The organism is Limosilactobacillus sp. (assembly GCF_022482365.1).
Classification (GTDB): Bacteria; Bacillota; Bacilli; order Lactobacillales; family Lactobacillaceae; genus Limosilactobacillus.
Window position 1 is genome coordinate 1,226,125 of sequence record NZ_JAKVPE010000001.1, and the last position, 26,399, is coordinate 1,252,523.

Annotated in this window: 25 protein-coding genes and 2 riboswitches; of the genes, 13 read left to right on the top strand and 12 right to left on the bottom strand. The window is 51.0% G+C overall.

The genetic code is table 11. The annotated features are described in order from the left end of the window. The first annotated feature begins 307 nt into the window (after positions 1 to 307). Complete coding sequence (locus LKE23_RS05725; RefSeq protein WP_291976369.1) at positions 308 to 1,225, top strand: magnesium transporter CorA family protein; 918 nt, start codon at positions 308 to 310, stop codon at positions 1,223 to 1,225. A 177-nt stretch (positions 1,226 to 1,402) separates the two neighbouring features. On the opposite strand, the gene LKE23_RS05730 is transcribed toward LKE23_RS05725, so the two are convergent. Beyond that, complete coding sequence (locus tag LKE23_RS05730) at positions 1,403 to 2,428, bottom strand: cation diffusion facilitator family transporter (RefSeq protein ID WP_291976370.1); 1,026 nt, start codon at positions 2,426 to 2,428, stop codon at positions 1,403 to 1,405. A 100-nt stretch (positions 2,429 to 2,528) separates the two neighbouring features. Continuing rightward, positions 2,529 to 3,962: a C69 family dipeptidase gene (locus tag LKE23_RS05735; RefSeq protein WP_291976371.1), complete on the bottom strand. Its 1,434-nt coding sequence runs from the start codon at positions 3,960 to 3,962 to the stop codon at positions 2,529 to 2,531. A 199-nt stretch (positions 3,963 to 4,161) separates the two neighbouring features. Continuing rightward, positions 4,162 to 4,259, top strand: a riboswitch (purine riboswitch). Between the two features lie 90 nt (positions 4,260 to 4,349). Between LKE23_RS05735 and LKE23_RS05740 the strand changes: the two genes are divergently transcribed. Beyond that, entirely contained in the window at positions 4,350 to 5,669 is a 1,320-nt protein-coding gene (locus tag LKE23_RS05740; RefSeq protein WP_291978270.1) for a nucleobase:cation symporter-2 family protein, read from the top strand. Positions 5,670 to 5,968: 299 nt separating this feature from the next. After that, a complete protein-coding gene (gene nhaC / locus LKE23_RS05745) occupies positions 5,969 to 7,351 on the top strand; it encodes a Na+/H+ antiporter NhaC (RefSeq protein WP_291976372.1) in 1,383 nt (460 codons plus the stop codon). Positions 7,352 to 7,399: 48 nt separating this feature from the next. Here nhaC and LKE23_RS05750 read toward each other — a convergent pair whose 3' ends face one another. Further along, positions 7,400 to 8,143, bottom strand: coding sequence for a TetR/AcrR family transcriptional regulator (locus tag LKE23_RS05750; RefSeq protein ID WP_291976373.1), 744 nt, complete (start codon positions 8,141 to 8,143; stop codon positions 7,400 to 7,402). A gap of 178 nt (positions 8,144 to 8,321) precedes the next feature. Between LKE23_RS05750 and LKE23_RS05755 the strand changes: the two genes are divergently transcribed. Further along, the gene (locus tag LKE23_RS05755) at positions 8,322 to 9,284 is read left to right on the top strand and encodes an ornithine cyclodeaminase family protein (RefSeq protein ID WP_291976374.1); all 963 of its coding nucleotides are present in this window, start codon (positions 8,322 to 8,324) and stop codon (positions 9,282 to 9,284) included. Positions 9,285 to 9,299: 15 nt separating this feature from the next. Further along, the gene (locus LKE23_RS05760; RefSeq protein ID WP_291976375.1) at positions 9,300 to 10,253 is read left to right on the top strand and encodes an MFS transporter; all 954 of its coding nucleotides are present in this window, start codon (positions 9,300 to 9,302) and stop codon (positions 10,251 to 10,253) included. On the opposite strand, the gene LKE23_RS05765 is transcribed toward LKE23_RS05760, so the two are convergent. Next, positions 10,246 to 11,376: an IS30 family transposase gene (locus LKE23_RS05765; protein WP_291976173.1), complete on the bottom strand. Its 1,131-nt coding sequence runs from the start codon at positions 11,374 to 11,376 to the stop codon at positions 10,246 to 10,248. The genes LKE23_RS05760 and LKE23_RS05765 overlap by 8 nt on opposite strands. Before the next feature lie 136 nt (positions 11,377 to 11,512). Here LKE23_RS05765 and LKE23_RS05770 point away from each other — a divergent pair, with 136 nt between their 5' ends. Then, on the top strand, positions 11,513 to 11,896 hold the full coding sequence (locus LKE23_RS05770) for an MFS transporter (RefSeq protein WP_291978271.1): 384 nt from the start codon (positions 11,513 to 11,515) through the stop codon (positions 11,894 to 11,896). Positions 11,897 to 11,991: 95 nt separating this feature from the next. Next, positions 11,992 to 13,095, top strand: a complete 1,104-nt coding sequence (locus LKE23_RS05775) for a proline racemase family protein (protein ID WP_291976376.1) — start codon at positions 11,992 to 11,994, stop codon at positions 13,093 to 13,095. A 107-nt stretch (positions 13,096 to 13,202) separates the two neighbouring features. On the opposite strand, the gene LKE23_RS05780 is transcribed toward LKE23_RS05775, so the two are convergent. The 3 genes from LKE23_RS05780 to LKE23_RS05790 form a co-directional block, all read right to left on the bottom strand. Then, the gene (locus LKE23_RS05780; protein WP_291976377.1) at positions 13,203 to 14,324 is read right to left on the bottom strand and encodes an aminotransferase; all 1,122 of its coding nucleotides are present in this window, start codon (positions 14,322 to 14,324) and stop codon (positions 13,203 to 13,205) included. Positions 14,325 to 14,338: 14 nt separating this feature from the next. Beyond that, complete coding sequence (locus LKE23_RS05785) at positions 14,339 to 15,754, bottom strand: basic amino acid/polyamine antiporter (protein ID WP_291976378.1); 1,416 nt, start codon at positions 15,752 to 15,754, stop codon at positions 14,339 to 14,341. 170 nt (positions 15,755 to 15,924) lie between these two features. Continuing rightward, the gene (locus LKE23_RS05790; RefSeq protein ID WP_291976379.1) at positions 15,925 to 16,578 is read right to left on the bottom strand and encodes a histidine phosphatase family protein; all 654 of its coding nucleotides are present in this window, start codon (positions 16,576 to 16,578) and stop codon (positions 15,925 to 15,927) included. Between the two features lie 141 nt (positions 16,579 to 16,719). Here LKE23_RS05790 and LKE23_RS05795 point away from each other — a divergent pair, with 141 nt between their 5' ends. The 3 genes from LKE23_RS05795 (at position 16,720) to LKE23_RS05805 (ending at position 19,787) form a co-directional block, all read left to right on the top strand. Then, positions 16,720 to 16,983: a hypothetical protein gene (locus tag LKE23_RS05795; RefSeq protein WP_291976380.1), complete on the top strand. Its 264-nt coding sequence runs from the start codon at positions 16,720 to 16,722 to the stop codon at positions 16,981 to 16,983. 120 nt (positions 16,984 to 17,103) lie between these two features. After that, positions 17,104 to 19,236, top strand: a complete 2,133-nt coding sequence (locus LKE23_RS05800) for an LTA synthase family protein (protein WP_291976381.1) — start codon at positions 17,104 to 17,106, stop codon at positions 19,234 to 19,236. Between the two features lie 92 nt (positions 19,237 to 19,328). Beyond that, positions 19,329 to 19,787 carry a GNAT family N-acetyltransferase gene (locus LKE23_RS05805; protein WP_291976382.1) on the top strand — a complete coding sequence of 153 codons (459 nt, stop codon included), beginning with the start codon at positions 19,329 to 19,331 and terminating at the stop codon, positions 19,785 to 19,787. Here LKE23_RS05805 and LKE23_RS05810 read toward each other — a convergent pair. Then, positions 19,776 to 21,005, bottom strand: a complete 1,230-nt coding sequence (locus tag LKE23_RS05810; RefSeq protein WP_291976383.1) for a D-alanyl-D-alanine carboxypeptidase family protein — start codon at positions 21,003 to 21,005, stop codon at positions 19,776 to 19,778. The genes LKE23_RS05805 and LKE23_RS05810 overlap by 12 nt on opposite strands. An 81-nt stretch (positions 21,006 to 21,086) precedes the next feature. Between LKE23_RS05810 and LKE23_RS05815 the strand changes: the two genes are divergently transcribed. Both LKE23_RS05815 and LKE23_RS05820 read left to right on the top strand, forming a co-directional pair. Continuing rightward, positions 21,087 to 21,653, top strand: a complete 567-nt coding sequence (locus LKE23_RS05815) for a hypothetical protein (RefSeq protein WP_291976384.1) — start codon at positions 21,087 to 21,089, stop codon at positions 21,651 to 21,653. A gap of 12 nt (positions 21,654 to 21,665) precedes the next feature. Further along, positions 21,666 to 21,884, top strand: a complete 219-nt coding sequence (locus tag LKE23_RS05820) for a hypothetical protein (RefSeq protein WP_291976385.1) — start codon at positions 21,666 to 21,668, stop codon at positions 21,882 to 21,884. Here LKE23_RS05820 and LKE23_RS05825 read toward each other — a convergent pair. Both LKE23_RS05825 and LKE23_RS05830 read right to left on the bottom strand, forming a co-directional pair. Beyond that, entirely contained in the window at positions 21,862 to 22,404 is a 543-nt protein-coding gene (locus LKE23_RS05825) for a L,D-transpeptidase (protein ID WP_434737613.1), read from the bottom strand. The genes LKE23_RS05820 and LKE23_RS05825 overlap by 23 nt on opposite strands. A 194-nt stretch (positions 22,405 to 22,598) precedes the next feature. After that, complete coding sequence (locus LKE23_RS05830; protein WP_291976387.1) at positions 22,599 to 23,600, bottom strand: NAD(P)/FAD-dependent oxidoreductase; 1,002 nt, start codon at positions 23,598 to 23,600, stop codon at positions 22,599 to 22,601. A gap of 175 nt (positions 23,601 to 23,775) precedes the next feature. On the opposite strand from LKE23_RS05830, the gene LKE23_RS05835 reads away from it, so the two are divergent. Continuing rightward, entirely contained in the window at positions 23,776 to 24,738 is a 963-nt protein-coding gene (locus tag LKE23_RS05835) for a nucleoside hydrolase (protein WP_291976388.1), read from the top strand. 62 nt (positions 24,739 to 24,800) lie between these two features. On the opposite strand, the gene LKE23_RS05840 is transcribed toward LKE23_RS05835, so the two are convergent. Beyond that, a complete protein-coding gene (locus LKE23_RS05840; protein ID WP_291976389.1) occupies positions 24,801 to 25,313 on the bottom strand; it encodes a TetR/AcrR family transcriptional regulator in 513 nt (170 codons plus the stop codon). 9 nt (positions 25,314 to 25,322) lie between these two features. Next, complete coding sequence (locus LKE23_RS05845) at positions 25,323 to 26,108, bottom strand: sulfite exporter TauE/SafE family protein (protein WP_291976390.1); 786 nt, start codon at positions 26,106 to 26,108, stop codon at positions 25,323 to 25,325. Between the two features lie 117 nt (positions 26,109 to 26,225). Further along, a riboswitch (TPP riboswitch) is annotated at positions 26,226 to 26,315 on the top strand. Positions 26,316 to 26,399: the final 84 nt, after the last annotated feature.

Here is a 26,399-nt window from a genome sequence, read left to right on the forward strand (position 1 = left end):
GTGAATTTCTTAATCTTTCCAAATAGCTTTGAAAGATAACGTGGAAAACCAAAGGCTAGCTTCGCGTCGTAACCGTGGGACTAGTGTCTAGCTACGGCCGAAAGCCGACGCCTTCAGCGCCGACTCCCGTCCTAGTAGCCTCTCGTCCCACTTTAGTGGTTATTTCCCACTCACTTTTTTATTTTAGATTATTTCCCGGGAAATTTGCCACTATTTTGTCTTCGCCATCCCCGTCAGCTTTACTTTTGGGAGCAAAAAGAGTTGAATAGTATTTGTAACTAAAGGCAAGCAACGAGGAGATGAAGTGATGTTAAGTGCCGAAGCAATCAACGACCGGAGTAAGTGGATCAGTGTTTTTGAGCCCCTGCCCCACGAACGGGCGGACCTGATCAAAAAGTACGAGGTCACGAAGGAACTCCTCGACTACGCCATCGACCCCTACGAAAAAGCCCGGGTCGAAATCGATCCCGATGCCGGCGTGACCCTGCTGATCTTCGACGTCTACGTGCCCACCCACGCGGTGACGGCTCCGCAGACCGCCCCGATCGGCATCATGCTGACGGCCAACAACATCATCACCTTCACCAACGCCAAGACCAACTTCGTCAACGGGGTGATCGCCAACCAGCTCCGGATCCTCAAGCGTCGCGGACCGATCACTGATAAGCTCAACCTGGTCTTCCCGATTCTCTACCGGCTCTCCACGAGCTACTTCGGCCCCCTGCGCCGCGTCGACCAGCAGCGGCAACAGATTCAGCGCAATATCCAGCGCCGCACCGGCCGCAAGGCGATTGGTGAGTTCATGGAAATTGAAACCGGCCTGGTCTACATTCTGACCTCGCTGAAGGGCAATGTCTCCCTGCTTGAGGAGTTCAAGCGCCGGTTTGCCGACCAGATGTCGACCCGTCAGAACAACGACCTTGACGACGTAATTGTCGAAGCACAGCAGGGACTGGAGATGGCCCAGATGACCTCCGACGTATCCGAGCGGGTCTCCAATGCCTATAGCAAGGTGATCGACAGCGACCTGAACCAGACGATGAAGTACCTGACCATCTATTCGATCGTCCTCTCCATCCCGACGATCGTCTCCGGTTTCTACGGTGAAAACGTCAAGCTGCCGCTGGCGAACGGCCAGTATTCCTGGGTGATCACCCTGATCATCACCCTAATTTTGATGATCATTACCATGATCTTCATGATTACGCGAAAATGGTGGAAATAGAAACGAGACCGGAAGAAAACTTTTCTTTCTGGCTCGCTTTTTATTCTTAATAAAGATAACGTGGGAAAAAGCGAGCTCCTAGTGTCTATCCACGAACGAAGGCCGACGCTTGCAGCGTCAACCTCCGCTCGCCGATAGCCATACGGAGCTCTTTAAAGCTTTTTCCCACTTCTAAATTTAGAAATGCCCCTTCACATCCTTATCCGAGAACGAGTGCGGATCCGGCATGAAGGAAATATCAACGTCGATGATGCCGAACTTCTTGCGCATCATCCGTTCAATCTCTTCCGACAGCTGGTAGCTCTCCAGGACCGTCATCTTTCCGTTGACAATCAGGGTGGCATCCAGCGAAACCACGTTCCCGTTGTAGTGGGCCTTGAGTTCGACCACCCGCCGGACGTGCTTGACCTTGCCAATTGCTTCGGCGTACTGTTTTTCGGCCGCCGGATCAAAGTAGTCGGCCAGGTTCAGGCTGGTTTCAAAGAAAATCTTCAGTCCGGAATAGAGGATGAAGAAACCAACGATGATACTGGTGACCCCATCGAGCCAGGAAAGCTGAAAGAGCAGGGCCCCGCCGATGGCCACCATCGTGCCAATGCTGGTGAAAGCGTCACTGAGGCTGTCCTGGGCTGATGCCAGCAGGGCCGCATTTTGCAGCTTGCGACCGGTCTGCCTGTTCATGTACCAGACCACGAGCATGATCACCGAGGCGATTCCGGCACCGATCAGGGCCACCGGATCGGGAACCACCCGACTGGCCGGATTGAGCAGGGCCCGGATCCCGCTAATGATGACGCTCAGGGCGATGGCAATCATGACCACCGCCGTTACCAGTGAAAAGACGGTCTCGTAGCGCCAGCGAACAAACTGGATCCGCTGGTCGCCGCCGAGGTGCTGCTGGTACTTGGGTCCCGGCAGCTTGACCCCCGCGATGTCATCATCATGGATGTCCTGGGCAATGTGGAGCCCCATCATCAAGAGCACCGTCGAGATGATCCCCGACAGGTTGTTGAAGGCGTCGGCACGCAGGGTTTGCGACCGGCTGATGGCCGCCAGCCAGTATTCAATCACCGAAATGCTACAGTAGGCCACCACGTTATAAATCAGGTGGCGCTGGGCGGCCCGAATCTTGGCCAATTCAGCGGCCTGGTTGGACTCCCACTGCTTCATCTCCCGGGTAACGTGTTTCTTGAACTTACTCAAACTCACTACTCCTCATGCAAAGTTACAGGGCTATTCTACCACCAACACGAAAAGGCGAGCCGTTTTAGACTCGCCTTTTCGTGTTTTTGCTATGAATTAATTACAGGTTGTCCCCACGTTCGAACTGGAACTTAGAATTCAGCAAGGTCTGGTGAATCAGGCTACTCAAGAGCTTGTGGGTCGCTTCGGTAACGTGAGCGGCCGACTGCTTGTTTTCGGCGGTCAGGTAGTCGATCAGCTCCTGGCCGGACTTGCCGGCAGCACCGGCCGTGATGGCGTCGACCCGGCCGACACCGTAGCTTTGGCACTGGTCACGGTAGTCGTTGACCTCGTTGATGAATTCGTGGTAGCGCGGTTCAACGACCACTTCCAGCAGCTTGTGCATCCAGTAGGCACTCTTGGCTGGTTCGGCATCGTCGGTTGCCAGCTGGTAGTTGGCCGGCGTGTCGTCGATGTTGGTAAAGAATGGCACGTACGGGCTGTAGCAGTAGAAGCCGAAGTCGATCCACTGAATAGCAGCATATTCTGCCGGTACATCGTTGCGGATCTGCAGGATGCAGGAGCTCTGGTTCCGGTCCAGGGCGATGGAGCGGAACTTGCGCTGCTCTTCCGGCGTCCCGGAGGCAAAGGTGCCCATCGGATCGTACGGCGTGCCGTTGTAGTGGGAGGTCAGGAATTGTTCGACGTCCTCGACGGCAATCTTCTTTTCGGCATGTTGAATGAACGGAATCTTCTGGCTGGTTGGTTCCTGCTCTAATGACGGCGTGAAGAGCTTCTGGCCGTACCAGGACCGCGGCGTGTTGTAGTAGGCATCGGCCTCGTCCTGAGTGCCGAAGATGTTCCGGAAATTAAAGGTCCCCGGGTTCGGGTTGAGATGGTACTTTTCAACAAAGTCCCGGATGCCGCTGGCAAACATGTAGTTGTCGGGATCGTCAAAGTCGATTTCCTCGATGCACATGATGTTTGGCGCAATCGCGTAGGCATCGTCAGGAATCCGCTGGGCAACCCACTGGTGACCACCGGCGGTTTCGAGGTACCAAACCTCGTCGTGATCGCTGAAGGCAATCCCGTTGGTTTCGCCGGTCCCGTACTTTTCAATCAGGTGTCCCAGGCGGGCAACCCCTTCGCGGGCAGACTTGATAAATGGCAGAACCAGGTAGAGCATCGAATCCTCGTTGACCCCGTTTTTAACCAGTGGATCGTGGCCGAGCACCCGTGGATTAGTCATCTCGGTTTCGGTCGAAGACATCGCCACGTTGTGTTCGTTGATCCCCTGCTCGTCCCAGCGGCCAATGTCGGGAACCCCGTTTGGCGTCGCCGTGAACCGGCAGCCCTGGCCTTCGAGGTCGACGGTCAAGCCGTTGTACTTGGAAACATAGTGTTCACCGGTATAGTCCTTGGCCGGGAAAACCTTGAATGTCTTTGGATTGACCCCGTCCTCGGCATCCTCGTCCCGGGCAATAATGGTGGAACCATCGATGGTGGCGTTCTTGCCGACCAGCATGGCCGTACAGCTGCTCATCTTTTTCTTCATTTATTTTCTTCCTTTCTTTCTACCATATATAAGATTAATAACTTTTAATTATCATACCACGTTATCTCATCAGGCGTTAATATTCTTTCGGCCAGATCAATGAACGTTAGCCACACCCTCATCAACTTATTTCATCAAATCCCGAACGAAACCGTTTTCTATCCTTGCATCCCCCAACTTTTCGTGTTAGGATAAGGCCACTTCAAATTAATCGATAGCCTATATAATGCCGTAATATGGACGGTAGTTCCTACCCAAAGCCGTAAACTTTGGACTATAAGCGAATTGAACGAAAGCTCTTTTTGCTTTTTCCAGCAAGGAGAGCTTTTTTATTTGGCTGTTGATCAAATTCAATTAATTTGGGAGGAAAAATTTGTGAAACAACCTATGACTGTTTCGACGCACGTTAACCTGCGGCACTTTAGTTTTGCTGACCAGTGGAAAAACTTTGTCCTCGGCTTCCAGCATCTGCTAGCAATGTACTCCGGGGACGTCCTGGTTCCGCTCTTGATCGGGAACTACCTGCACTTCTCGACCCTGCAGATGACCTACCTGGTCTCCATCGACATCTTCATGTGCGGGGTGGCAACCCTGCTCCAGCTCAAGCGGACGCCGCTGACCGGGATCGGGCTGCCCGTCGTCCTCGGCTGTGCAGTGCAGTCCGTAGCCCCGCTGGAATCGATCGGCGGCAAGCTCGGCATCACCTACATGTACGGGGCCATCATTGCCGCCGGGATCTTTGTTTTCTTGATCGCCGGCTTCTTTGCCAAATTAAAGAAGTTCTTCCCACCGGTCGTCACCGGTTCCTTGATCACGATCATCGGCTTTACCCTGGTCCCGGTCGGCTTCCAGGACCTCGGTGGTGGATCGGCAACCGCCCACTCCTTCGGTGACCCGTCCAACTTGCTGATCGGCTTTTTGACGATCGCCATCATCCTGCTCTTTAACGCCTTTGCCAAGGGCTTCATGAAATCGATCGCCATCCTGCTCGGCATCCTGCTGGCTTCCTTTATTGCTGGCGCCATGGGCTTTGTTTCCCTCAAGCCGGTCAGTGAGGCAGCCTGGTTCCACGCCCCGCAGCTCTTCTTCTTCGGCGTGCCCCGTTTCAACCTCAGCGCCATGATCACCATGATGCTGGTTTCCCTGACGACCATGATCGAATCAACCGGGGTCTTCTTCGCCTTGAGCGACCTCACCGGGCGGAAACTGACAACCAAGGACCTCAAACGGGGCTACCGGGCCGAGGGGATCGCCGCCATCCTGGGTGGTCTCTTCAATACCTTCCCGTATTCGACCTTCTCCGAAAACGTCGGCGTCCTCAAGATGTCTGGCGTCAAGACTCGCCGGCCCGTTTACTACGCGGCCTTCATGCTGCTCCTGCTGGGACTCTTGCCAAAGGTCGGTGCCTTGGCAACGGTCATTCCGACGCCGGTCCTGGGTGGTGCCATGATCGTCATGTTCGGGATGGTCGGCGTCCAAGGCGTTCAAATCCTGCACAAGGTTGACTTCAGCAACAACGCCAACCTGTTGACCGCCTCCGTCTCCATCGGGCTGGGACTCGGAATCACTATGTACCCGCACATCTTCCAGTACCTGCCAACGGAAGTGCAGATCATCCTGGGCAACGGGATCGTGGTCACCAGCGTTTCCGCCGTTCTTTTGAACCTACTTTTCAACCACCGGTGGGCAAAGCGGTCTGCCGACTAATCTCATTTTTTTCTCATTTGCGTGTTGACTTTCTCATTTCGACACGCTATGATAATTGCAACAATTATCGTTTCAGTAGCTGCTCTGTTGGGTGTCAGAGAGCCGGTGGTGATGTGCGAACCGGTCAGGCAGGGTGAGTGAATTATCGCGAGGATTTTGATTGTCCGGCCATGATCAGTGCCGTTACCACCTGATAAGAGTGCGCGCCGAATCGCAGTGCGTAAGTGGGTGGTACCGCGGTAATTATCGTCCCGTTGATTTATTTCAACGGGGCGTTTTTTATTGGAAGGAGTATATTTATGAAAAAAGTCAGTTTCGGTGAGTCAATCACCATCCTAGTCATCATGCTAATCATCCTGGGGACGGCCGTCATTCACTTCGGCCTGTCCCCGCAGATTCCGGTCCTCTTTACGATCGCACTGCTGATCTTTTGGGCTCGGTTCCGGGGTGCCGCTTGGGACGATATCCACAAGGGAATCCAGGACGGGATCGGCACCGCCATCATCCCGATCTTCATCTTCATCCTGATCGGGGCCCTGATCGCCGTCTGGATTAAGGCCGGGATCATCCCGTCGATCATGGTGGTCGGCTTCAAGCTCATCAGCAGCCGCTTCTTCATTCCTTCGACCTTCATCGTCTGCTCACTGGTCGGCCTGTCGATCGGGAGTGGCTTCACCACCATTTCCACCATCGGAATTGCCCTCTTCGGGATGGGGGTGGCGATGAACGCCAACCCTGCCCTGGTCGCCGGGGCAATCATCTCCGGGGCCGTCTTCGGGGACAAGATGTCGCCGCTGTCCGATTCGACCAACCTGGCCTCAGCCATCGCCGGCAGCGACCTCTTCGCCCACATTAAGAACATGATGTGGTCCACCATCCCGTCATTCATTGTTTCCTTCATTCTCTTCTGGATTTTGGGAAATTCCAACGGCCAGATGAGTGCCGGCAAGATTGCTCGGACCACTGCCGTCCTGCAGGCCCACTTCAGCGTTACCTGGTGGGCGATTCTACCAATCATCCTAATGTTTGTCTGCGCCTGGCGCCACATTCCGGCGATTCCAACGCTCTTCATCAACATTCTGGTGACGGTCGTTATGATTTTCTGCCAGGACCCGCACGAATCACTGAAATCCCTGACGAACCTGATTTCCGAAGGCTTCGTCGCCCACACCTCGGACGCCGGGGTCAACGCCCTGCTCTCCCGGGGCGGAATCACTAGCATGATGGGGACCGTCTCCCTGATCATCGTCACCCTATCACTCGGGGGGATCCTGATGCAGTTCCACGTCGTCCAATCGGCCATGGAACCCCTGGTCAAGCGGCTGCAAAAGCCTGGTCCGCTGGTGACGACCACGATCTTATCCGGGATCGGCATCAACCTCTTCGTCGGTGAGCAGTACCTCTCCGTCATCCTGCCTGGGAAGGCCTTCAAGCCCGCCTTTCAACGGATGGGCCTGGATCCCCTGGCCCTCAGCCGGGTGCTGGAAGATGGTGGGAGCGTCATCAACTACCTGATCCCGTGGGGCGTGGCCGGTTCGTTTGCCGCCTCGACTCTGGGCGTGCCGGTGCTTCACTTCCTGCCCTTCGTCTTCTTCAGCCTCTTCTCGCCGGTCTTCTCAATCCTGAGTGGATTTACTGGTGTTGGATTGAAATGGAAACAGAAACCAGTAATTAAGAATTAATCAAAAATGCGCTATGTGATTACATAAAAGTAATTACATAGCGCATTTTTAATTATAGTTATTTTCTGATTTGAATACTTCTTTTTCAATTGCGTATTTGTGCAAAGATCTTAAAAGCTGTTCTTTTGGCTCTTCAATATTCGAATTTGCTAACAAAAAACTGATATAGTAATCCATAAATTTTTCTACCTGACCGGTAACATCACTAATTTTTTGAAGATTAATTTGTTCTGCCATACCAATAACAAGAGCATAAAAAAAGTCTAAGCAATATTTTTTCTTATTACTTTTTACTATGCCCTCTTTAATTAGTGAATCAAAGAATAAAGCATCACGTTTGTGAGTACTTCCTGCCCAAACTACTTTATTTAACGTTGGGTCTTGAAATACCGGACTATCAAAAATTTTTAAATACACATCATGTTCATTAAAAACTTCTTGAGAGTGGGCAGAATAAAAAGCATAGTTATAAATTTCAGGTTGCTGGAAAGCAAAGTAAGCATACCTAGTAATCATGGTAATCCACTGATAGTAAGATTTCTGTTCCTTCTTTTTTAAGATAGTTGCCAAATCAGCAAGATACGGACTGATAATGTGTAAGATCGCTAATGATAATAATTGTTCTGAATCTCTGAAGTAATTATAGATGGAAGCACTATTCTTTCCTGCCTCTTTCGCAACATTCCTTACAGTAAAATTAGCTATTCCTAATTTTTGAATGACTAAACAGCTTTGTTCAACAAAATACTTTTTCTTTTTATTACGTGTTGCAGGCGTATCTTTTGTTCGCATTTCTTATTAACTCCTCGTGATTATCTTATATGCTTTAAGCTGTGCCCAATAAGTAATCGGTTACATAGAGCGTGATTATTTTTTAATTCTTATTGTAATTATACACCAAAAGTTATAAATTAAACATGTGGTTAAAATAAACAAGCGATTATTTTATAGTGATGAGGAGTGAAATTATATGATTCAGGTTTCAGAAAAACAGGTTTCGTCTGTATTGACAGCTAATAAAACTCTTGAAGCAATTCGTGAAGCATATAAAGATAATGCTAACGGGCAAATTTATATGCCGGACCGAATGTACATGGATATACGTGGAAAGAAGAACATGGGACAGTGGTTAATCGCTAATGATTTGAAGAAGCCATATTTTGGTGCCAAATTTTCGGCGGTTTTTCCAAACAATCGTAGCAAAAATCTTCCTGTTACAAACTCACAAATTAGTTTATATTCAGCAAATGATGGACAACTGCTGGCGTTAATTGACGCTAACTATTTAACTGCTATTAAAACCGGTGGTAGTGCTGCCGTCGCCACTGACTTATTAGCAAATAAAGATGCGAACACCTTGGCGGTTATTGGTAGCGGCTTTCAAGCATATGCACAAGTAAAAATGATTCAGCACGTTCGCCATTTAAACAAAGTAATCGTTTTCGATTTATCTAAAGACCACTACAAGAAATTCAAAAAACAGATCGAAGATGCTCAGGAATATCCATATGATATTGTCTATTCCTCTTCTGCAGATGAAGCAATAGCTAGCGCAGATATTATCTGCACTTGTACACCATCTCATACACCAGTATTTCACGGTCAAAAACTAAAAGATGGTGCTCATATCAACGCAATTGGATCATTTACCCCTGAAATGCAAGAAATTGATACAACAACAGTTCAAAGGGCATCCAAAGTATTTACAGAACACGTTGATGGGTTGTGGAAAGCGGCAGGCGATATTTTGATTCCATACCAAAATCACGATATTAACAAGGCGAAGGTTAATGGTTCAATCGGCGACATTCTGGTTGGCCAGAAAACAGCAAGATTAAACGATGACGAAATCACTTTATATGAAAGCGTTGGTTCAGGTGTACTAGATATTGCACTAGGTATTCTTGTATACGAGTCCCTCACACATAAGTAAGGAGGGAAGATTATTTTGGATAAGCAAATTGATTATAAAGATGCACCAATGGTGAAAGTCGATTGGCAAATCTTTATTGGCTTCTTTCTAGGCCAGATTGCCTGCAGCTACACATTAGGAGTTGCCGGAACTGCACTTAACCGTGCACAAAATATTCTCAACATTAATAGTTTTTGGATGGGATTACTCGGTGCCGGAACTTTAATCGGTCTATTTGGAAGTTTATTCGTTGGACACATCGCCGACAACATTGGCCGAAGAAAGCTGTTCTTAGTTGACATGTGGGCATTAGTTATCATTTCCCTGTTGCAATTAACGACAACGAACCTAACTTTCATATTAATTATTAGGATTTTGCTTGGAATTTGTATCGCAATCGACTACACGGTTGGTAGCTCTTTAATGACAGAGTGGCTTCCAACAAATAAGTATTCAAAATTTCAAAGTTTTCTTTTGTTATTTTGGATTACCGGTTATGTTGTTGCCTATTTAGTAGGAACTTTCACACCTAATTTAGGGCCTCATACTTGGCAAATAATCCTTGCTTCTACTTCTATTATCGGATTACTACCAGCCATTCAACGTTTAATAGTACGGCAACCCGAATCACCTAGCTGGTTGATCAATAAAGGGAGGAATGAGGAAGCTCAGACGCTCATTCATAAATACATTGGTAAGAATTACTTTATCACTGACCCCGGTCAAAAGACGCGTAAAAAAGTCTCTTGGAGTGAATTATTTAGTAAACGCCTATGGAAGCACACCGTCGTAGGTGGAATGTTTTATGCTTGCCAAACTTTCCCATTCTTTGGAATTAGTATTTTTCTTCCAATTTTGATGCAAAACATGCATATTCATAATCCTTATATGTCAGAAATCCTTTATAACCTTTTTATGATTGTTGGGGTTGTAATTGGAATAATTATCTTCCTAAATTTCAAGAATAAGTTAGCCACTGGACTCAAATAAATAATACTGACCAATTGATTATTGGTTGATGGAGCTGTGATATCTCTTGGTAGAAGGCCTTACGATAGATATCCATTGACGAATGTCCATTAAACATAGCTCGTGGATAGTGATTCATCCAATCATTAGTCGCTATGATCTGAGCACTACTATAGTTATTTATAGCTTCACCTTTGGTAATCTCCTTGCGGAGAAACCGGTTATTGATCTCATTGGATCCACGTTCCCAAGGGGAATACGGATCAGCATAGAAAACATGATCGTGAACTTGTGTTAACTCACTAAATTCTGAACCGTTGTCAGAGGTTATTGTCTTAAAAATGCGATAGTAAGCATCTGTGCCCATTTTCTGGCGCAAATTTATAAAGAACTGATTTACTGCATGCGCAGTTTTACCAGCAATTTTACTCGTGATATTAACTCGTGAAAGGCGATCAGTCATTACTAGTACAACACTGTCATTACCGTTTTTCTGTCCCTGAACTGTATCCAGTTCCCAATGGCCAATTTCGGACCGTTGGTCCGCAGTTTGAGGTCGTTGAGCAATATTAGGCCCTAAGCACCTTTTAGCTTGCGGATGAGTTTGATGATGCTTACGTTTAGGTTTTTCAAAGAGGTCTAAATTGGACGTACGAAGCACACCCTCATTAATCCATTGATATAAAGTTACAACCGACTTTGGGATCAGGGTGCCATCATTCATTAAATCTCGAGCCTTATAAATAACCGCTTGTGGGGAGTAATGGTGGTCGTCAAACTCACCAAGCATTAGCTGATCAGCTAATCGTAAAAATTGCTTTGAAGAATAATATAAGCGACGACGACCAGAATGGCGGTGATGTTCAAGATATGTGGCCTGACCAGCTTCATAACTATAGATGTAGTAAGAATATTCGTAAATCTTACCATTAGATTTTTGACGACGAAGTTGGCGGACCGTACCACGGTTGAGCTCGTTATTAATTGTTTGATGATTAACTCCTAATTGGCGACCAATTGCGCGATTGGAAAGTCCTTGCGACTTTAAAGTCGCAATCATCACACGTTCTTCTTTAGTAAGATGAGCATTCTTTTTATGAGTAGTCAATAAAATAGTAGACATGGTATCATTTAAGTGCGTCATTTGACGGACATCCTTTCATATAGGTTTGGTTCACTTAATATGATACCTGATGTCACGCCGAATGGCGTTTTTTATTTACCACCAACTGGGTGGCTAACTTCATTCTATAATCTACCGAATAATTATCTTTAACCGAATTCCCAGAAGGACATTTTTAATTTCAACATTCTATCTTTCAGCAACACTCTTATTAATTATGACTTGCTGGCGTAACGCACCCACAATAGCTACCCTAGTCTTATTTAGCCTATTTTCCGTCACCTTATCTTCTTCATTGGTGCTGGAAAATCCGTACCCGGCAGAACTGTTTGAAACAGCGTTGCGAGGGTCAGGTGTTGGAATGTGTATTGCAATCAGTCGCATCGGTGCAGCGGCCGGAACATTCCTTTTGCCAATTATTACAACAAATTATGGAATTGTAGGAACGCTTGGAATTTGCACCATCGTTCTTATAGTTGGTGGTGTAATTTGCCAGCTTTGGGCTCCAGAAACATCACCAAAATTTATCAATAGAAAATAAATCAATGCTTTCCTGAAAGGTGGTGGTGCTTTATAAGCACACTTAGAAAGTATTTCGTTGCCTCAGCTAGTTAACTTAAAAAGGAGATTGTTACAATGGTTAAAGCAAAGCGTACTCTTGAAGCGGTAGAAACTCATTCCGGTGAACCAATGCGGGTTGTTACTGGTGGATTACCTGACATTCCAGGCGATTCCGTCTATGAAAAGACAAAGTGGTTGGCAAAACATGATGATCAAATTCGGAAATTAATGCTACGTGAACCTCGTGGCTATGCCCCTCTTTGTTGTAATCTAATTGTTCCATCTAAAAAAGCTGCAGCCGGCTTTATTGTCATGGAGCAAACAGAATATCCAATGATGTCAGGTGGAAATGTTATTTCCGTTGCAACTGCATTACTTGAAACAGGTAAGATTCCAATGCAAGAACCAGTCACCAAGTTTGACTTGGAATCTCCAGCTGGTCTGATTGGCATCACAGCAGAATGTCATGATGGTAAAGTTACCCAAGTTACATTCAAGAATGTTCCTGCATTTGCCGTTTACCTCGACGAAGAAATTGACGTTCCACATTTAGGTAAGGTCAAAGTGGATGTCGCGTGGGGTGGTATGTTCTACGTCATTGCCGATATTCGTCAATTCCAAAAGCGTGGAATGGATATTGAACTCAAGCCAGAATATGGTCGCCAAATTGCTAAAGTATTAGCACTAGTCTTAGGTGCAGCACAGGAACAGCTTCCAGTTTCACATCCTGATTATCCTGGTGTTGGCATTACTATTGCTGAACTCTCTGGTCCAACTGACAATCCTAATGCTGACTGGAAGAATGAAGTTCTGGTTGCCAATGGTAAAATTGATTTTGATGATCCTGCTACCTGGACCGGTTCTCTTGACCGTTGTCCTTGTGGTACCGGTACTTGCGCAAAGATGGCAGCATTATATGCTAAAGGTGAATTAAAATTAAATGAACCTTTCCGTCACGAAAACGCTCTAGGAATCGTTTATACTGGTAAGCTGACTGGAACTGCAAAAATTGGAGATCACGTTGCAGTTATTCCTACTGTTGGTGGTGAATCGTGGATTACCGGATTTAGTAAATGGATTTTAGACGAAAGCGACCCATTCACTAACGGTTACACCATGGGTGACATTTGGAGCAGTGAAGTTATGGAAGACGATGCTAATACAGATGTTAAACATTAATTCAAAATCAAATTATTAGAAGGGATAGAGAAATAAGTTAATTTGCTCCCCTACCCGATTTAAAAAGACTGGTGAGAATTTCTTCTCATCAGTCTTTTTCCTTAATATTAATCGTACTGGTGCATGTACTTGGACAGGCGCTTCAATCCCTCGCGCAGGGTTGCTTCCGGCGCACAGTAGCCGAGCCGGACGTGCCCCGGCGTATCGAAGGCATCCCCCGGCACCAGCAGAACCCCCGTGTCATGGAGCAGGTTCTCACAGAAGGTGTGGATGTCCACCGGCACGTCCAACTTCGGGAAGGAGGTCGAGACGGCCCGCGGCATTACGACGCTGGCCCGGTCCTCATGGTCAATCCAGTCCTTGTAGATGGCCAGGTTGCCCAGCACCAGCTTGCGATTGCGGGCCAGAACCTGGTCACGATGACGGAGAACATAGGTAGCGAGCTGGTCATTAAAGACCCCGCCACAGATCATCGTGTAGTCCCGGAACTTGCGGAAGAGGTCCGCCAGCTCGGCATTGGTGGCCGTCCAGCCGATCCGAACGCCCGGTACCGAGTAGGTTTTGGACAGGGAGTTGGTCGAAATACCCTTGTCGTAGAGGTCCACGATCGGCGTGAAGTCCTCTGGGTGGTCCAGCGGCAGGTAGACCTCGTCGACCAGAACGTAAGCCCCCACGGACTTGGCAATCTCAACGACCTGCTTCAAGAAGTCCTCGTCCAGGATCGTCCCGGTTGGGTTGTTGGCGTTGTTCAGGCAGATCATCTTGGTGTTCGGCCGGATCAACTGCTTCAATTCCTCAATGTCAGGATACCACTGGTCTTCTTCGTGAATGTGCCAGTAGTCGACGTCCGCGCCCAACGACTTCGGAATGTCGTAGAGCTGCTGGTAGGACGGGTACTCGGCAATCACGTGGTCCCCCCGGTTGATCAGGGCATAGAGGGCCAGGTTGTTGGCTCCCGTGGCACCGTTGGTCTGAAGAATATTTTCCGGATCAACGTGCTGGTAGAGTTTGGCAACCTCCTGCTTGAATTCCGGTGAACCCTCGATCCAGCCGTAATTCATCTTCTGCTGGTCGAGCATGGCGTAGAATTCCTCGCCGCCCTTGCCATCGAGGTTCAGCAGCTCGTGCATCGTCAAAGACGCAATCGTGCTCTGTGAAATATCATAGGTTGCGCTCTTTTCCCACTTGTTCAACCAGGATTCAACGCCGAATGGTGCAATTTCAACCATGATTTAATTCCTCCTTAATTAATCGAGATCGTGCCGTTGGCAACCAGGACCAGTGAAATGATCGCAAAGATCGCGATCAGGACCATCGCCCATTTCTCCTTGGCACTAACTGCGTGATGGTATTCCTTAGCAGCCTGCAGGTAGAAGATGAAGCCCGGAATGAAGCCGACCGAGACGATCATGACCTGCTTCCAGCCGGACAGGACCATTGCCATCAGTTCAAACAGGGTGGCAATCAGGCCGATGGTGAATTGGCCCCAGTCCTGGTGCTCCCAGCTGTACATCATCTGGTAGATTCCCACCAGCAGGTAGGAGATCAGGATGGCCGCCGTACAAAGCGTGTAGGCAAAGTTGTAGGCGTAGGACGTGAAGAGCAGGGAGAAGAGGAAGAGCGACTGCAGGACACCGGTGATAACCAGCGCTCGGGTCGGTGCCTTCTTGGCGTTGACCTTGCCCCATGAGGACGGCAGGGTCTGGTCGTCAGCCATCAGCATCAGTGATTCTGCCGGCAGCATCGTCCAGGACAGCCAGGAAACCAGGACGGAGATGATCAGGCCAATGCTGATCAGGGCGGCACCCCAGTTACCAACCAGGTGCTGCATGATTGCACCCAGTGCCGGTTGACCACCAGCGGCCAGTTCGGCCCGGCTCATGACCCCGTATGGCAGGACAGAAACGACGATGTAGATCGTCAGCAGGCTGACCAGCCCCATGATCGAGGCCTTTTCAGCATCGGAACGACTCCGCGCCCGACTGGTCAGGACTGAAGCCCCTTCGACCCCGACGAAGAGCCACATCATAACGATGATCGAGGACTTGACCTGACTAAAGACGGAGGTCGGGCCGCCCTTGATGTTCTGGGCAACGTTGCCCCAGAAATCCGCGGTGAAGATCCGGGCCTTGAAGCCAAGGATTACGCAGATGACGAAGACGATCAGCGGCACAATCTTGCAGATCGTCCCGATCGAATTGATGAAGGCCGCCGACTCGATCCCCTGGTTAACCAGGAAGGTCAGAATCCAGGTTAAAATAATTGCAATGATAATCGAAGTCAGGTTCTGACCATTCTTGAAGACTTTCGGGAAAAAGGTTCCCAAGGCACTCATCGTGATCGTCGCAAAGGCGATGTTGCCCAACCAGGCCGACAGCCAGTAGGCCCAGCCGGAGATAAATTCACCCAGCGGGCCAAACGCGGCCCCGGCGTAGGAGAAGATCCCGGATTCCAGGTCCGGCCGCTTCTGTGACAGGTTGTTCAGTGACAGGACCAGCATCAAGACCCCGATGCCGACGATTACCCAGGCGATCATCGCCGGGCCCGGTGCGGCCGCCGTGGCCAGGTCGCTCGTGATCCCGAACGCCCCGGAGCCAATCGTCGAACCGACGATCAAGAGCGTCAGTTCGGTCGCGGTAATTCCCTTTTTCTCATTCATTAAATCCACCTCGCATTCAAATTGATGCCCCAAGTTGTCGGCCAAATTACTTGACCCAACGTCAACATTATATCAACCGTGAAAAGCGCTTTCAATTTTAAAAAATTAAAGCTTGGCCCCGCCAAAGAGCAGGATCAAGCTAGTAAAATTAATTTAAATTAGACGTAAAACTACTTATCGTATTCCACGATCTGCAGGTCGTCATCGGTCAGGGTTGCCGTCGTCAGGCTGCCGTTCTTCGGCCGCACGGTAACGTCGTACTTGCCCCCACCAAAGCGTTCGACCAGGCTGAGCAGGGTGTTGCCGTGGCTAACCCAGAGGACGTTGGCGTCGTCGTGCAGACCGGCGTGCCGGATCAGGTCAAGGCCCTTGTCGACCCGGGCCCAGTATTCCTCATTGTTCTCGGCATCGTGGAACGGATCGGCCTCCTTCAACCAGTCCTTGGCCGTGCCGATCGAATGCGTGGTGACAATGTCGTGGAAGTTCTTCAGGCCGTGCGGGGCGCCGGCATTGTACCAGGCCATCCCCATGTTTGTCCCTTCATAGGACCCGTAGAACTCCTCCCGGAAGTACGGCGAGGTGACCGGCCACTTGATCGAGTCGGCCTCGTTCATGTTCAGAATCGTCTGGATCGTCTCCATCGCCCGGGTGGTGTCGCTGCAAAAGGCGGCGTCAAAGTGAATGTTCTTCAGCCGTTCGCCGGCCTCCTGGGCATTCTGCTTGCCCTTGGCCGTCAACGGGGAGTTGCTCCAGCCCTGCAGCTTGTCATAGATGTTGAAGTAGGTCTGGCCGTGCCGGACCAGGTATAGGTTAAGTTTTGTCATGTTGATCCCTCCACTATCTGTTCCCATTGTACCGCTTTCATTTAGAAAATCATAACCATTCTTGTCGCGAGCTTAGGACTTTGTTCACAGATTATTCACATTCGTTCTTTAAGATTAAAAGCATAGAAAGAAGGAATTACTATGACATTAAAGGACACTAGCCAGCCCGACATAGTGGCCGCACGAATTGTGGCCGTCAATGGCAGAACTGTAAAGGTCGTCACCGAAGACGGCCAGAAATTGCGAATTCCTCTCACCAAGCAGTACCGCCGCGACAAGACGATGCTGGCTTCATTAAAAGACATTCTCAACGCTGGGATTTGGATCCCGGTTAACCGCCACCTCAAGCGCCTCTTCCATTACGACTGGTTGGCAGCTCCGGCGACAGTCCCGGTAAAGAATTAAGTTTTCTCAACGATTAAATGAAAAACAATGTTTCCGCCCAATCTGTGATAAAATATTTTTGATTTGCTAAATTTCGTGTAGCAGGTTAAACAAACATTTTGATTGCGAGGAACATTCCTAATGAAAAAATTAAGCAAATTTGTGGACACTAGGATTGGTTTTTTTACTCTCCTAGTCGTCCTTTTTTGGTTAAAGACCCTGTTTGCTTACTTTACCGATTTTAAATTAGGGGCGGAGGGGCTCTTTCAATACCTGATTCTCCTCTTTAATCCCCTGGCAACCACGGCTCTGGTCTACAGTCTGGCTTTTTATTTTAAGCGTGCGCGCTTCTTCTACCCCGTCATCATGGGGCTGAACATCGCCAACACCCTTTTGCTCTACCTCAACGTCATCTACTACCGGGAGTTCACCGACTTCATGACGATTGCCACCATGACCGGCTACTCCAAGGTCAATCAGGGGCTGAGCGGGGCTTCCCTGGCCCTGACCAACTTCCATGACGTCTTTTACTGGCTCGACATCGTCATCATCCTCCTGCTGATGCTCTGCCGCAAGATCCACTTCGATCCGCGGGCGGTCGGCAGCCGGCTGGCCTTTGCCTTCACTTCGCTGTCGCTGGTCCTCTTCGGCGTCAACCTGTCCTTTGCTGAGATGAGCCGACCTCAGCTGCTGGGCCGGACCTTTGACCGGACCTACATCGTCAAGTACCTGGGGATCGACGCCTTCACCGGCTATGACCTGGTCAAGTCTCAGCACATCAACGAGATGCGCCAGAGTGCTACCAAGTCGGAGCTGAAGAAGGTCAAGAACTTCACTGACAAGCACTATGCCAAGGCCAACCCGAAGATGTTCGGGATCGCCAAGGGCCGCAACGTGATCGTCATCCACCTGGAGAGCTTCCAGCAGTTCATCATCGACAAGAAGATCAACGGCCAGGAGGTCACGCCCTTCCTGAACTCGCTCTACCACAGCAACGAGACCTACGCCTTCGACAACTTCTTCCACCAGGTTGGTCAAGGGAAAACCAGTGATGCCGAAAACCTGCTGGAAACCTCGACCTTTGGCCTGCCCCAGGGTTCGCTCTTTGCCACCCTCGGCAGCGACAACACCTTCCAGGGGGCCCCGGCAATCTTAAAGCAGCGGGCCGGCTACACCAGTGCCGTCTTCCACGGTAACGTCGCCAGCTTCTGGAACCGGAACAACGTCTACAAGAACCTGGGCTACCAGTACTTCTTCGACGCCAGCTACTACGACACGTCCGGTGATAAGTCGACCGGTTACGGCTTAAAGGACAAGCTGCTCTTCAAGGACTCCATCAAGTACCTGCAGACGCTGCAGCAGCCGTTCTACGCCAAGTACATCACCGTCACCAACCACTTCCCGTACGAGCTCGACGACGAGGACAAGGACCCGAACTTCACGACGACCGACACCGGGGACAGCAACATCGACAACTACTTTGTGACTGCCCACTACCTCGACCAGTCGCTCCAGGAGTTCTTCAACTACCTCAAGAAGTCCGGCCTCTACAACCATTCGATCATCATGATCTACGGTGACCACTACGGGATTTCCAACAGTGAGAACTCCTCGTTGGCCAGTGTCCTGGGCAAGAGCGCCGATGATTGGAACGACTACGACAACGCCCAATTGCAACGGGTGCCGCTGATGTTCGTAATTCCAAATTCCGGCAATAACGGTCACATCGTCCATACTTACGGGGGCGAGGTCGACGTCCTGCCAACCCTACTCCACTTGCTAGGAATCTCGTCCAAACGCTACATCCAGTTTGGGACCGACCTCTTCTCTAGTCAGCACAAGCAGATCGTGGCTTTCCGCAACCAGGACTTCATGACGCCACGCTACACGGTCGTTGGCAACACGGTCTACGATAACAAGACCCAAAAGAAGGCCAAGCTGACCAAGAAGCAGAAGGAAAAGATCAAGAAGGATCACAAGCTGGTCAACACCGAGCTGCGGTTATCGGATTCACTCAATGAAAAGAACCTGCTGCGCTTCTACCATCCGAAGGGCTTCAAGGCGGTTGATCCATCAGACTACAACTACTCACGTGGCCTGCAACGAGCCCAAAAGATCGAGAAGAAGAAGGGCAACCAGTCCACCAGCATCTACTCGAGGAACAACAATCAGTCGACCGAGGATGATTACAGCACGGACGCACCGGAGCAGAACCACTCCTCGACCGATTCCAACCGGATTAAGATTACTAACCCGGACGCCAACAACAAGTAAATACCGCCTGAGCTTTTCGGCGAGGGGTAAAATAAAGGGAGCAGCCCAACGTTCATTGGGTGCTCCCTTTATCTTTTGAGGTGATTTCTAAAATGATTATTCAACAATGTACCAAGCTGACGCCCCAGCACTGGCAGCTTCTCTTGCTGGCCGATCCCGAGCGCGCCGCTATTCAGCGCTACATCAATAGCAGCACCATTTTTGAGGCCCGTCACAAGCAAGCGCTGATCGCCATCATCGTCCTGCAGCCGCGGAATGACCGCAAGCTGGAGATCAAAAATATTGCGGTCCATCCCCATTGGCGGGGCCAACACGTCGCCACCCGCCTGCTGGAGTTTGCCCAGCAGTACGGCAGGCAACACGGCTACCAAAAACTCCTTGTCGGCACCGGTTCCACCAGCTTTACCCAGCTCTACCTCTACCAGAAGGTCGGCTTTCGCGTGGTCGGCATCGACCGGGACTTCTTCGTCCGCAACTACCGCCAGCCGATCTACGAAAACCGGCTCCGCCTACGCGATATGCTAATCCTGGCCCTGCCGTTAGTGGAGTAGCCGCTGGAAGAAGTTACCGCGCAGGATGCTCTGCGTGCTGGTCAATTGGTAGGTCAGGGCCTTCTTGTCAACGGATTTCAGGCCCGGGCCGGACAATTCAAGGCTGCCAACCACCTGGCCGCGCTTGAGGGGGGCCTCAAGCTGGTTCTGCTTGTTTACAAGCTTGGTCCGGTACTTAACCGCCATCGTGTAGTGCCGGGGGCTGCTGGTGCCCCAGGCCGTGACCTGCTTGGGGCCTAGTGAAGCCTGGTGCTGGGCTCCGTCGGCGATTTTTGGCTGGCGCAGGTTGGCAGCGACCTTGACCGTCTGCAGGTGATAATTTTGTTTGAGCATCTGGTACAGCCGCTGGGTTTGCACGAAACGGTTATCCTTGTTTTGCCCGTTGGCATGCAGCACGACCGTGATGATCCGGTGCCCCCTGTAGCGGCCGGTGCTTACGAAGCAGGCCCCCGCCGCATCCGAGGTCCCGGTTTTGAGCCCGTCGATTTGCACCCCGGGGACCGTGTACTTGCCGCCCGGCAGCATCTCATTCAGGTTCTTGCCCACCTTGGACTTGCCCTTGGCGATGTAGAAGGTTGCCTGCTTCTGGGCGGTCACCTGGAGCAGCTGGGGATAGTGGTTGACAAAATAACGGGCCATGATCGCCACGTCCCTTGCTGTCATAGCATTTTCGGCGTTATCCGAATACTGGTTTGACTTGAGATTCTTCAGGTCGCTGTTCGTCAGGCCGACCGGGTTCACAATCGAATAGTTCTTCAGGCCAATCTTTTGCGCCTTTTGCTGGAGCTTGATGGTAAATTCATCCATGCTGTCGCCCGCCGCCGTGGCCAGCGCCAGCGTGGCTCCATCGGCCGATTTGACCAGGGCCGCGTTTAACAGTTCACGCACCGTGTAGGATTCCCCCGACTGCAGACCGATCGCTGAATAGTTCGGGTCGTTGGAGACGGCGGCGATGTCGTCATTTACCTTGACCTTGGTATCACCGGTGATCTGCTTATTTTTCACCTCGTCCTCCACGACCATCGCCGTGAGCAGTTTGCTGACCGAGGCGATCGGCAGCTTCTGATCGGCATTTTGCTCATAGATCACCTGACCCGTGGTGGCATCCACCATCATTGCGGCCGAGGCGTCGATCTGTGCCTGGGCGTGGGCCGGAACGGTCACCACGCTCCAAAGCACCAGGATCGCTGTCATGATAATTGTCCAAAATTTTTTCATTGATTTTCTCCCAAAGTATACTGATTGGTTTCAAATACGCTAAGATAGAGGATAGACTACACACAAAGGAATCAATATCTAATGAATCGCGAACTAAAGCATCTCTTTTACCTGATCGCCATCTTCTTCACAATTAGTGTTGTCATCATTAACGTTCATACCTACCTGAGCAGCAGCAAATTCATCCCGGATGCCAGTCGGACCAGCCAGGTCGCAAGCGCCAACCGGCTGCGGCGTCCCAATCGCAACCGGCCTTCCGAAAACAAGGCCTATCCTAACCTCCGCAAGCAATCTCACCTGCGGATCATCGCGGTAGCCAAGCTGCAGAAGGTCTTCGTCTTGAGCGGTCACCGGGTCATCTACACCATGCACGCTCGGGTCAACGCCAGTCCCCAGGCCACCAGCAGCCAGGGCCACTTTGGCCAGCAGATTAACTACGTTGGCGGACGTCAAGCCCTCGGTGCCAGCAATTGGGTGGCACTCAACCACCACCTTTACTTCGTCGTGCCCGCTACGATTGGCCAGCACGCGGTTGCCAAAAATTGGCTCAAGCAAAACTTTAATTTTCCGCGCACGATCCAAATATCCCAAGCTGACGCCCACTGGCTGCAAAGTCTGCCCAAGGGAACGCCGGTCACAATTCGCTAAGGGAGGTCCACCATGCTCAAACAAATTTTCACCCGGCCCTTTATTCAGCACCTGCTGATCAGCGACGGGGGCCTCATTCTCCTAATTATTTTGTACAACCTGCTTAGCCTGCTCATCCCACTGGTCAGAATCTCGCTGGGAAGTGCACTCCTCATCTTCATCCTGGCCAACCTGCTCATCTGTGGCTTAAAGGCTACCACTTTCTGGCTTAATCAACAATCACAACCTTAGTTCCGGTTGGCAGGTTCTGTTCAATCCAACGGGCGTCGGCAACCGAGAGCCGAATGCAGCCGTGGGAGCCCTGCGTCTTGCCCAGCTTGGCCGCCTCAACCTTGTTGTAGGAGCCGTCCGCCGTCGTTGGGACGCTGTGGAAAAGGTACTGCCCGTGGTCGTGCCAAGAGGTGTAATAGTTGGCACCGACCTGCAGCTGCGAGTTGAAGAAGTGATCGCCCCGCTCGGATTGAACATGGAAGGTCCCCGTCGGCGTCAGGCTCTTCATCTTACCGGTCTGCTTATCCTTCTGGTAGACGCCCCCGCAGCTATACATCGTGTAGAGCAGCTTGTTGCCGTCATAGATATAGGTCCGATTGGCCTTCAGCTCCACCTTCACCCAGAGGTTTTTGGCCTGTTTCAGATCGGGATAGGGAACGGTCTCTGAGGACTTATGCCAGTCGATCGGCGTCCGCATGTGGCTGCTCTGGCTAGTTGCCGCCCGGGCCGTCCCCCAGTTGGCCGGGCCAAAGAGCACCAGGCCGACCGTCAGCAAACAAACAAGTGCAAGTACAAATCGTTTCGTTTTTTCAAACAATTCTTTTCCCTTCTTAATCAAAAACTATATTGATCAACACTACCATGGTAGTTTAATGGGTACCGACATGCAATCACCTTTGCCAATAATCTCAAAACGCAGCAAGTTGCTTTTCTAAAGCAGCCTGCTGCGTTTTTCTACTTTTGCTTGATATGCATCGAAGAACTGTGGGTGGCCATCCGCTTGTCCGGATAAAGCTGCTTGGCCAGGGCGGTCACCGCGGTCGGTGCCTCACCAAAGGCGGTCGCAATCAGGGCCGCCTTGCCGGGATAGGTCACCCCGTCACCGATGGCGTAGACGCCGGGCACACTGGTCTGCATCGTTGAATCCACCTTTAGGAGACGGCGCTCACTGGCCAGGTCCAGCGACCACTTCGACAGGGCCGCGTTATTCGAGGTGAAGCCGTAGTTGACCACCATTTGGTCCACCGTCAGAGTCGTCTCCTCGTCGCTGCGCATCTTCTTCAGCCCGATCGTCACCGCCCCTTCAGCCGTTGTTTGCAGGCTCTTCGGCAGGTAGGGCGTCATCACTTGAACTGAAGACTGCTTCAGGCGCGTCACCGTGTGCTCCAACCCCCGGAACTGGTTGCGCCGGTGAACCAGGTAAACCTCCTTAGCAAGCGGCTCCAGCATCAGCGCAATGTCAATGGCAGAATCGCCGCCACCAAAAACGGCCACCCGCTGCCCGGCAAAATCAGCCTTGTGGGTGACAAAGTAGTGTAACTGGTGCCCTTCCAACTCTTTAGCGCCATCCAAAGCCAGTGGCCGGGGAGTGAAGGCACCATTCCCCAGGGCGATGATCACGGCCTTGGAATGTGAGGTACGGTCAGCGGACTTAATCGTAAAGGTCCCGTCGTCCTCCTTGACCACGTCGTCGACCGTCTCGTTGACAAACTGGTCTACGGGAGCAATCTTCAGCTGGTCCTTGAGGTGGTCAACGAGCTCCTGGCCCGTAACGCCCGGCAAGCCGGCTACGTCCCAGATCTGTTTTTCCGGGTAAAGGGCAGCCACCTGGCCCCCAAGCTGGGGCAGGCTTTCAATCAGCTGGGCGTGCAGCTCGTGCAGCCCGCAGTAGAATGCAGCAAACATCCCGGCGGGGCCCCCACCAATAATAGTTACATCATATTGTGATTCCGTCATCAAACACGGCCTTCTTTCTTCAAAACTTTGTTAAACTATTATAACATCTCGCAAAATAATTAAATTATTTTTGAAGCGCTACCAATTTTAACGTTTTACCTATTGTGTTTACCGAAAAACTAATCTATCATTAAAAGTGTAAATAAACTTTTCTTATTCTTTGGAGGGACTAAATATGGCTAAAAAGAAAATGATTCTTGACCTGGATACCGGTGTTGACGACGCTTTGGCAATTGCCTACGCCCTGGCTGCCCCTGAGGTCGACTTGATTGGGATCGTTAGTGCATTTGGTAACAATCGGCGTGACATCTGTGCCCAAAACAGCCTGAAGCTTCTGGAACTGTTGGGTCATCCTGAGGTTCCGGTTTACAACGGTGCCGACCACTCCTGCACGACCGACCACTTCGATCCAGAACAAGTTTCACTGGACATCCACGGTAACAACGGGATCGGTGAAGTCGAACTGCCAGACCCACAACGCAGCGTAGAAGAAGAGTCCGGCGTGGACTTCTACATTGACGCCGCCCACAAGTACGGCAAGGACCTGATCATCATCCCAACTGGTCCGATGACAACCCTGGCCGCTGCCCTCAAGAAGGATCCTGAAATTGCCCACCTGATCGGCAACGTCACCTTCATGGGTGGTGCCCTGACCGTTGAAGGGAACGTCAGCCCCGTTGCCGAAGCCAACATCCACCAGGATCCAAAGGCCTGCAACGAAGTCCTGACCTCCGACCTGCCACTGACGATGGTGGGCCTGGACGTTACTCTGCGGACCCTGCTGACCAAGAAGGAAACCGCTAAGTGGCGTGAACTCGGCACCAAGGCTGGGAAGGCCTACGCCGACATCACCGACTTCTACATCGACGCCTACTACAACCTCGACATCGACAAGAACGGTTGTGCCATTCACGATCCACTGGCCGTTGGTGTCGGGATCGACCCATCCTTCGTTACCACGCTGAGCCTCTTCGTTAAGTGTGTCTACGAGGAAGGTCCTTACTACGCACGGATCATTGGTGACAACGCCAAGTTGAACGATCCAAATCCAAACGTTAAGGTTGCCATCAACGTGGATAAGGAACGTTACTTAAACGTCTTCATGGACCTGCTGACCAACCTGTTCAAGGAACACTAGTCCACAAAAATAAACACTTCTAACCAAAAGGGATGAAGCCGCCAATGACTTCATCCCTTTTGTTATTCCGTAATCTTCTCCAGCATTCTCTTGAGCCGCGCCAAGGCTTGGTCGCGGTCGTCCGGCACCAGCAGGCATTCCTTGATGGTGGCGTGGCACAGGGTCATCACCGCCCATTGCGTGTCGGTCTGCGGCTCCAGCTGCGTCCCGTTTTCCTGCGGCAGCATCCCCTCGTTGGTCAGGAAATGGTTACGAACAAATTGGTAGTAGGGTCCCTGGTGAACCCGGTCGACGAACTCAGCGACCATTTGGTAGTAGTCCAGCGCGGCAAAGTGCTGCCCCGCCTGGCCCAGGGGAACGTGAATCGCCACCAGGACTTCTTGCAGGAGGTAGAGGTAGGCATCCGTCAGATCCGCAAAATACTTATAGAAGGCGCCGCGCGAAATCTGGGCATCCTTGATGATCCGGGCCACCTCGGCCGTCGCCAGGCTGTGCTGGCTGAATTCATTTAATAGGGCGGTCCGAATCCGCTGCTTTTTAGCGTCCTTGAGGTTGGTAAAGGTTCGACTTGGCATTGGCATTCCTCACATCATGTTTCTAATTACCAGGGAGACGGCCAGCACCAAGGCCCCGATCCCAACGATGATTTGCATCAAACGGCCGGGGAGGTGCCGGACAATGATCGGCCCGAGGATTCCGCCGAGGATGTTTCCCAGGAAAAGCGGGATCACGTAGTTCCAGTGGATTCCCGCCTCCAAGAAGAAGATGATGGCGGCCATCGTGTTGGTGGCCGTCATGGTCACGTTCTTCAGGGCGTTATTGATGGCAAAGGACTGCTGACTGTTGACAACGGTCAAGAGCGTCAGCATCATCACTCCGGCACCCGAGTTAAAGTAGCCGGCGTAGAGGCCGACCAAAAAGATCCCGACCCAGGCCAGCGCCCGGTGCAGGCGGGACCGACCGAATGCCCGACTGTTTTGAACCAGTTCGGGGCGAGCCTGGCGTGGCCGGTGGGGAAAGAGCAGGACGATCCCCGCGGCCCCGATACAGAAGGGTACCAGTTCCTTAAAGTACTTGCTCGGCAGGGTGAAGAGGAGAACGGCCCCGATCATTGACCCTACCAGAACGACCGGGATCATCAGCCACATCTGCTTGCGGTTGTGACGGAGCTCCCGGGCCGAGGCGAAGACCGAGCTGTACCCACTGGCCACCGTCGAATAGCTACTGGTCACGTTTGCAATCACCGGTGGCAAGCCCAACGCCAGCAGCGAGGGGTATGATATTAACGATGCTAGTCCCGCGGCCGCGCTCGTGATCCCGGCACAGATGCCGACAACAACCAATAAAGCAAAAAAAGTTAATCCAGACATTCTACAACCTCACAAATTTATTGACACCAACTATTATAGACGCTGTCACCCAGTCCTGCACCTCTTTCTCTAATTTGAACTTTATCCCCAAGTTATGTATCATAAGTAGTGAGATTAATACGATGTCTGGGGTGCCGGATGGCTGAGATAATACCCATTGAACCTGAACTGGACAATACCAGCGGAGGGAGATTCGGTAAATAATAAGAGAAACAATTCTGCCCCACAATGACTGCATTGTGGGGCCTTTTTCTTACCCGTTGACCGCCTTAATCTAAATCTCACTTTAAG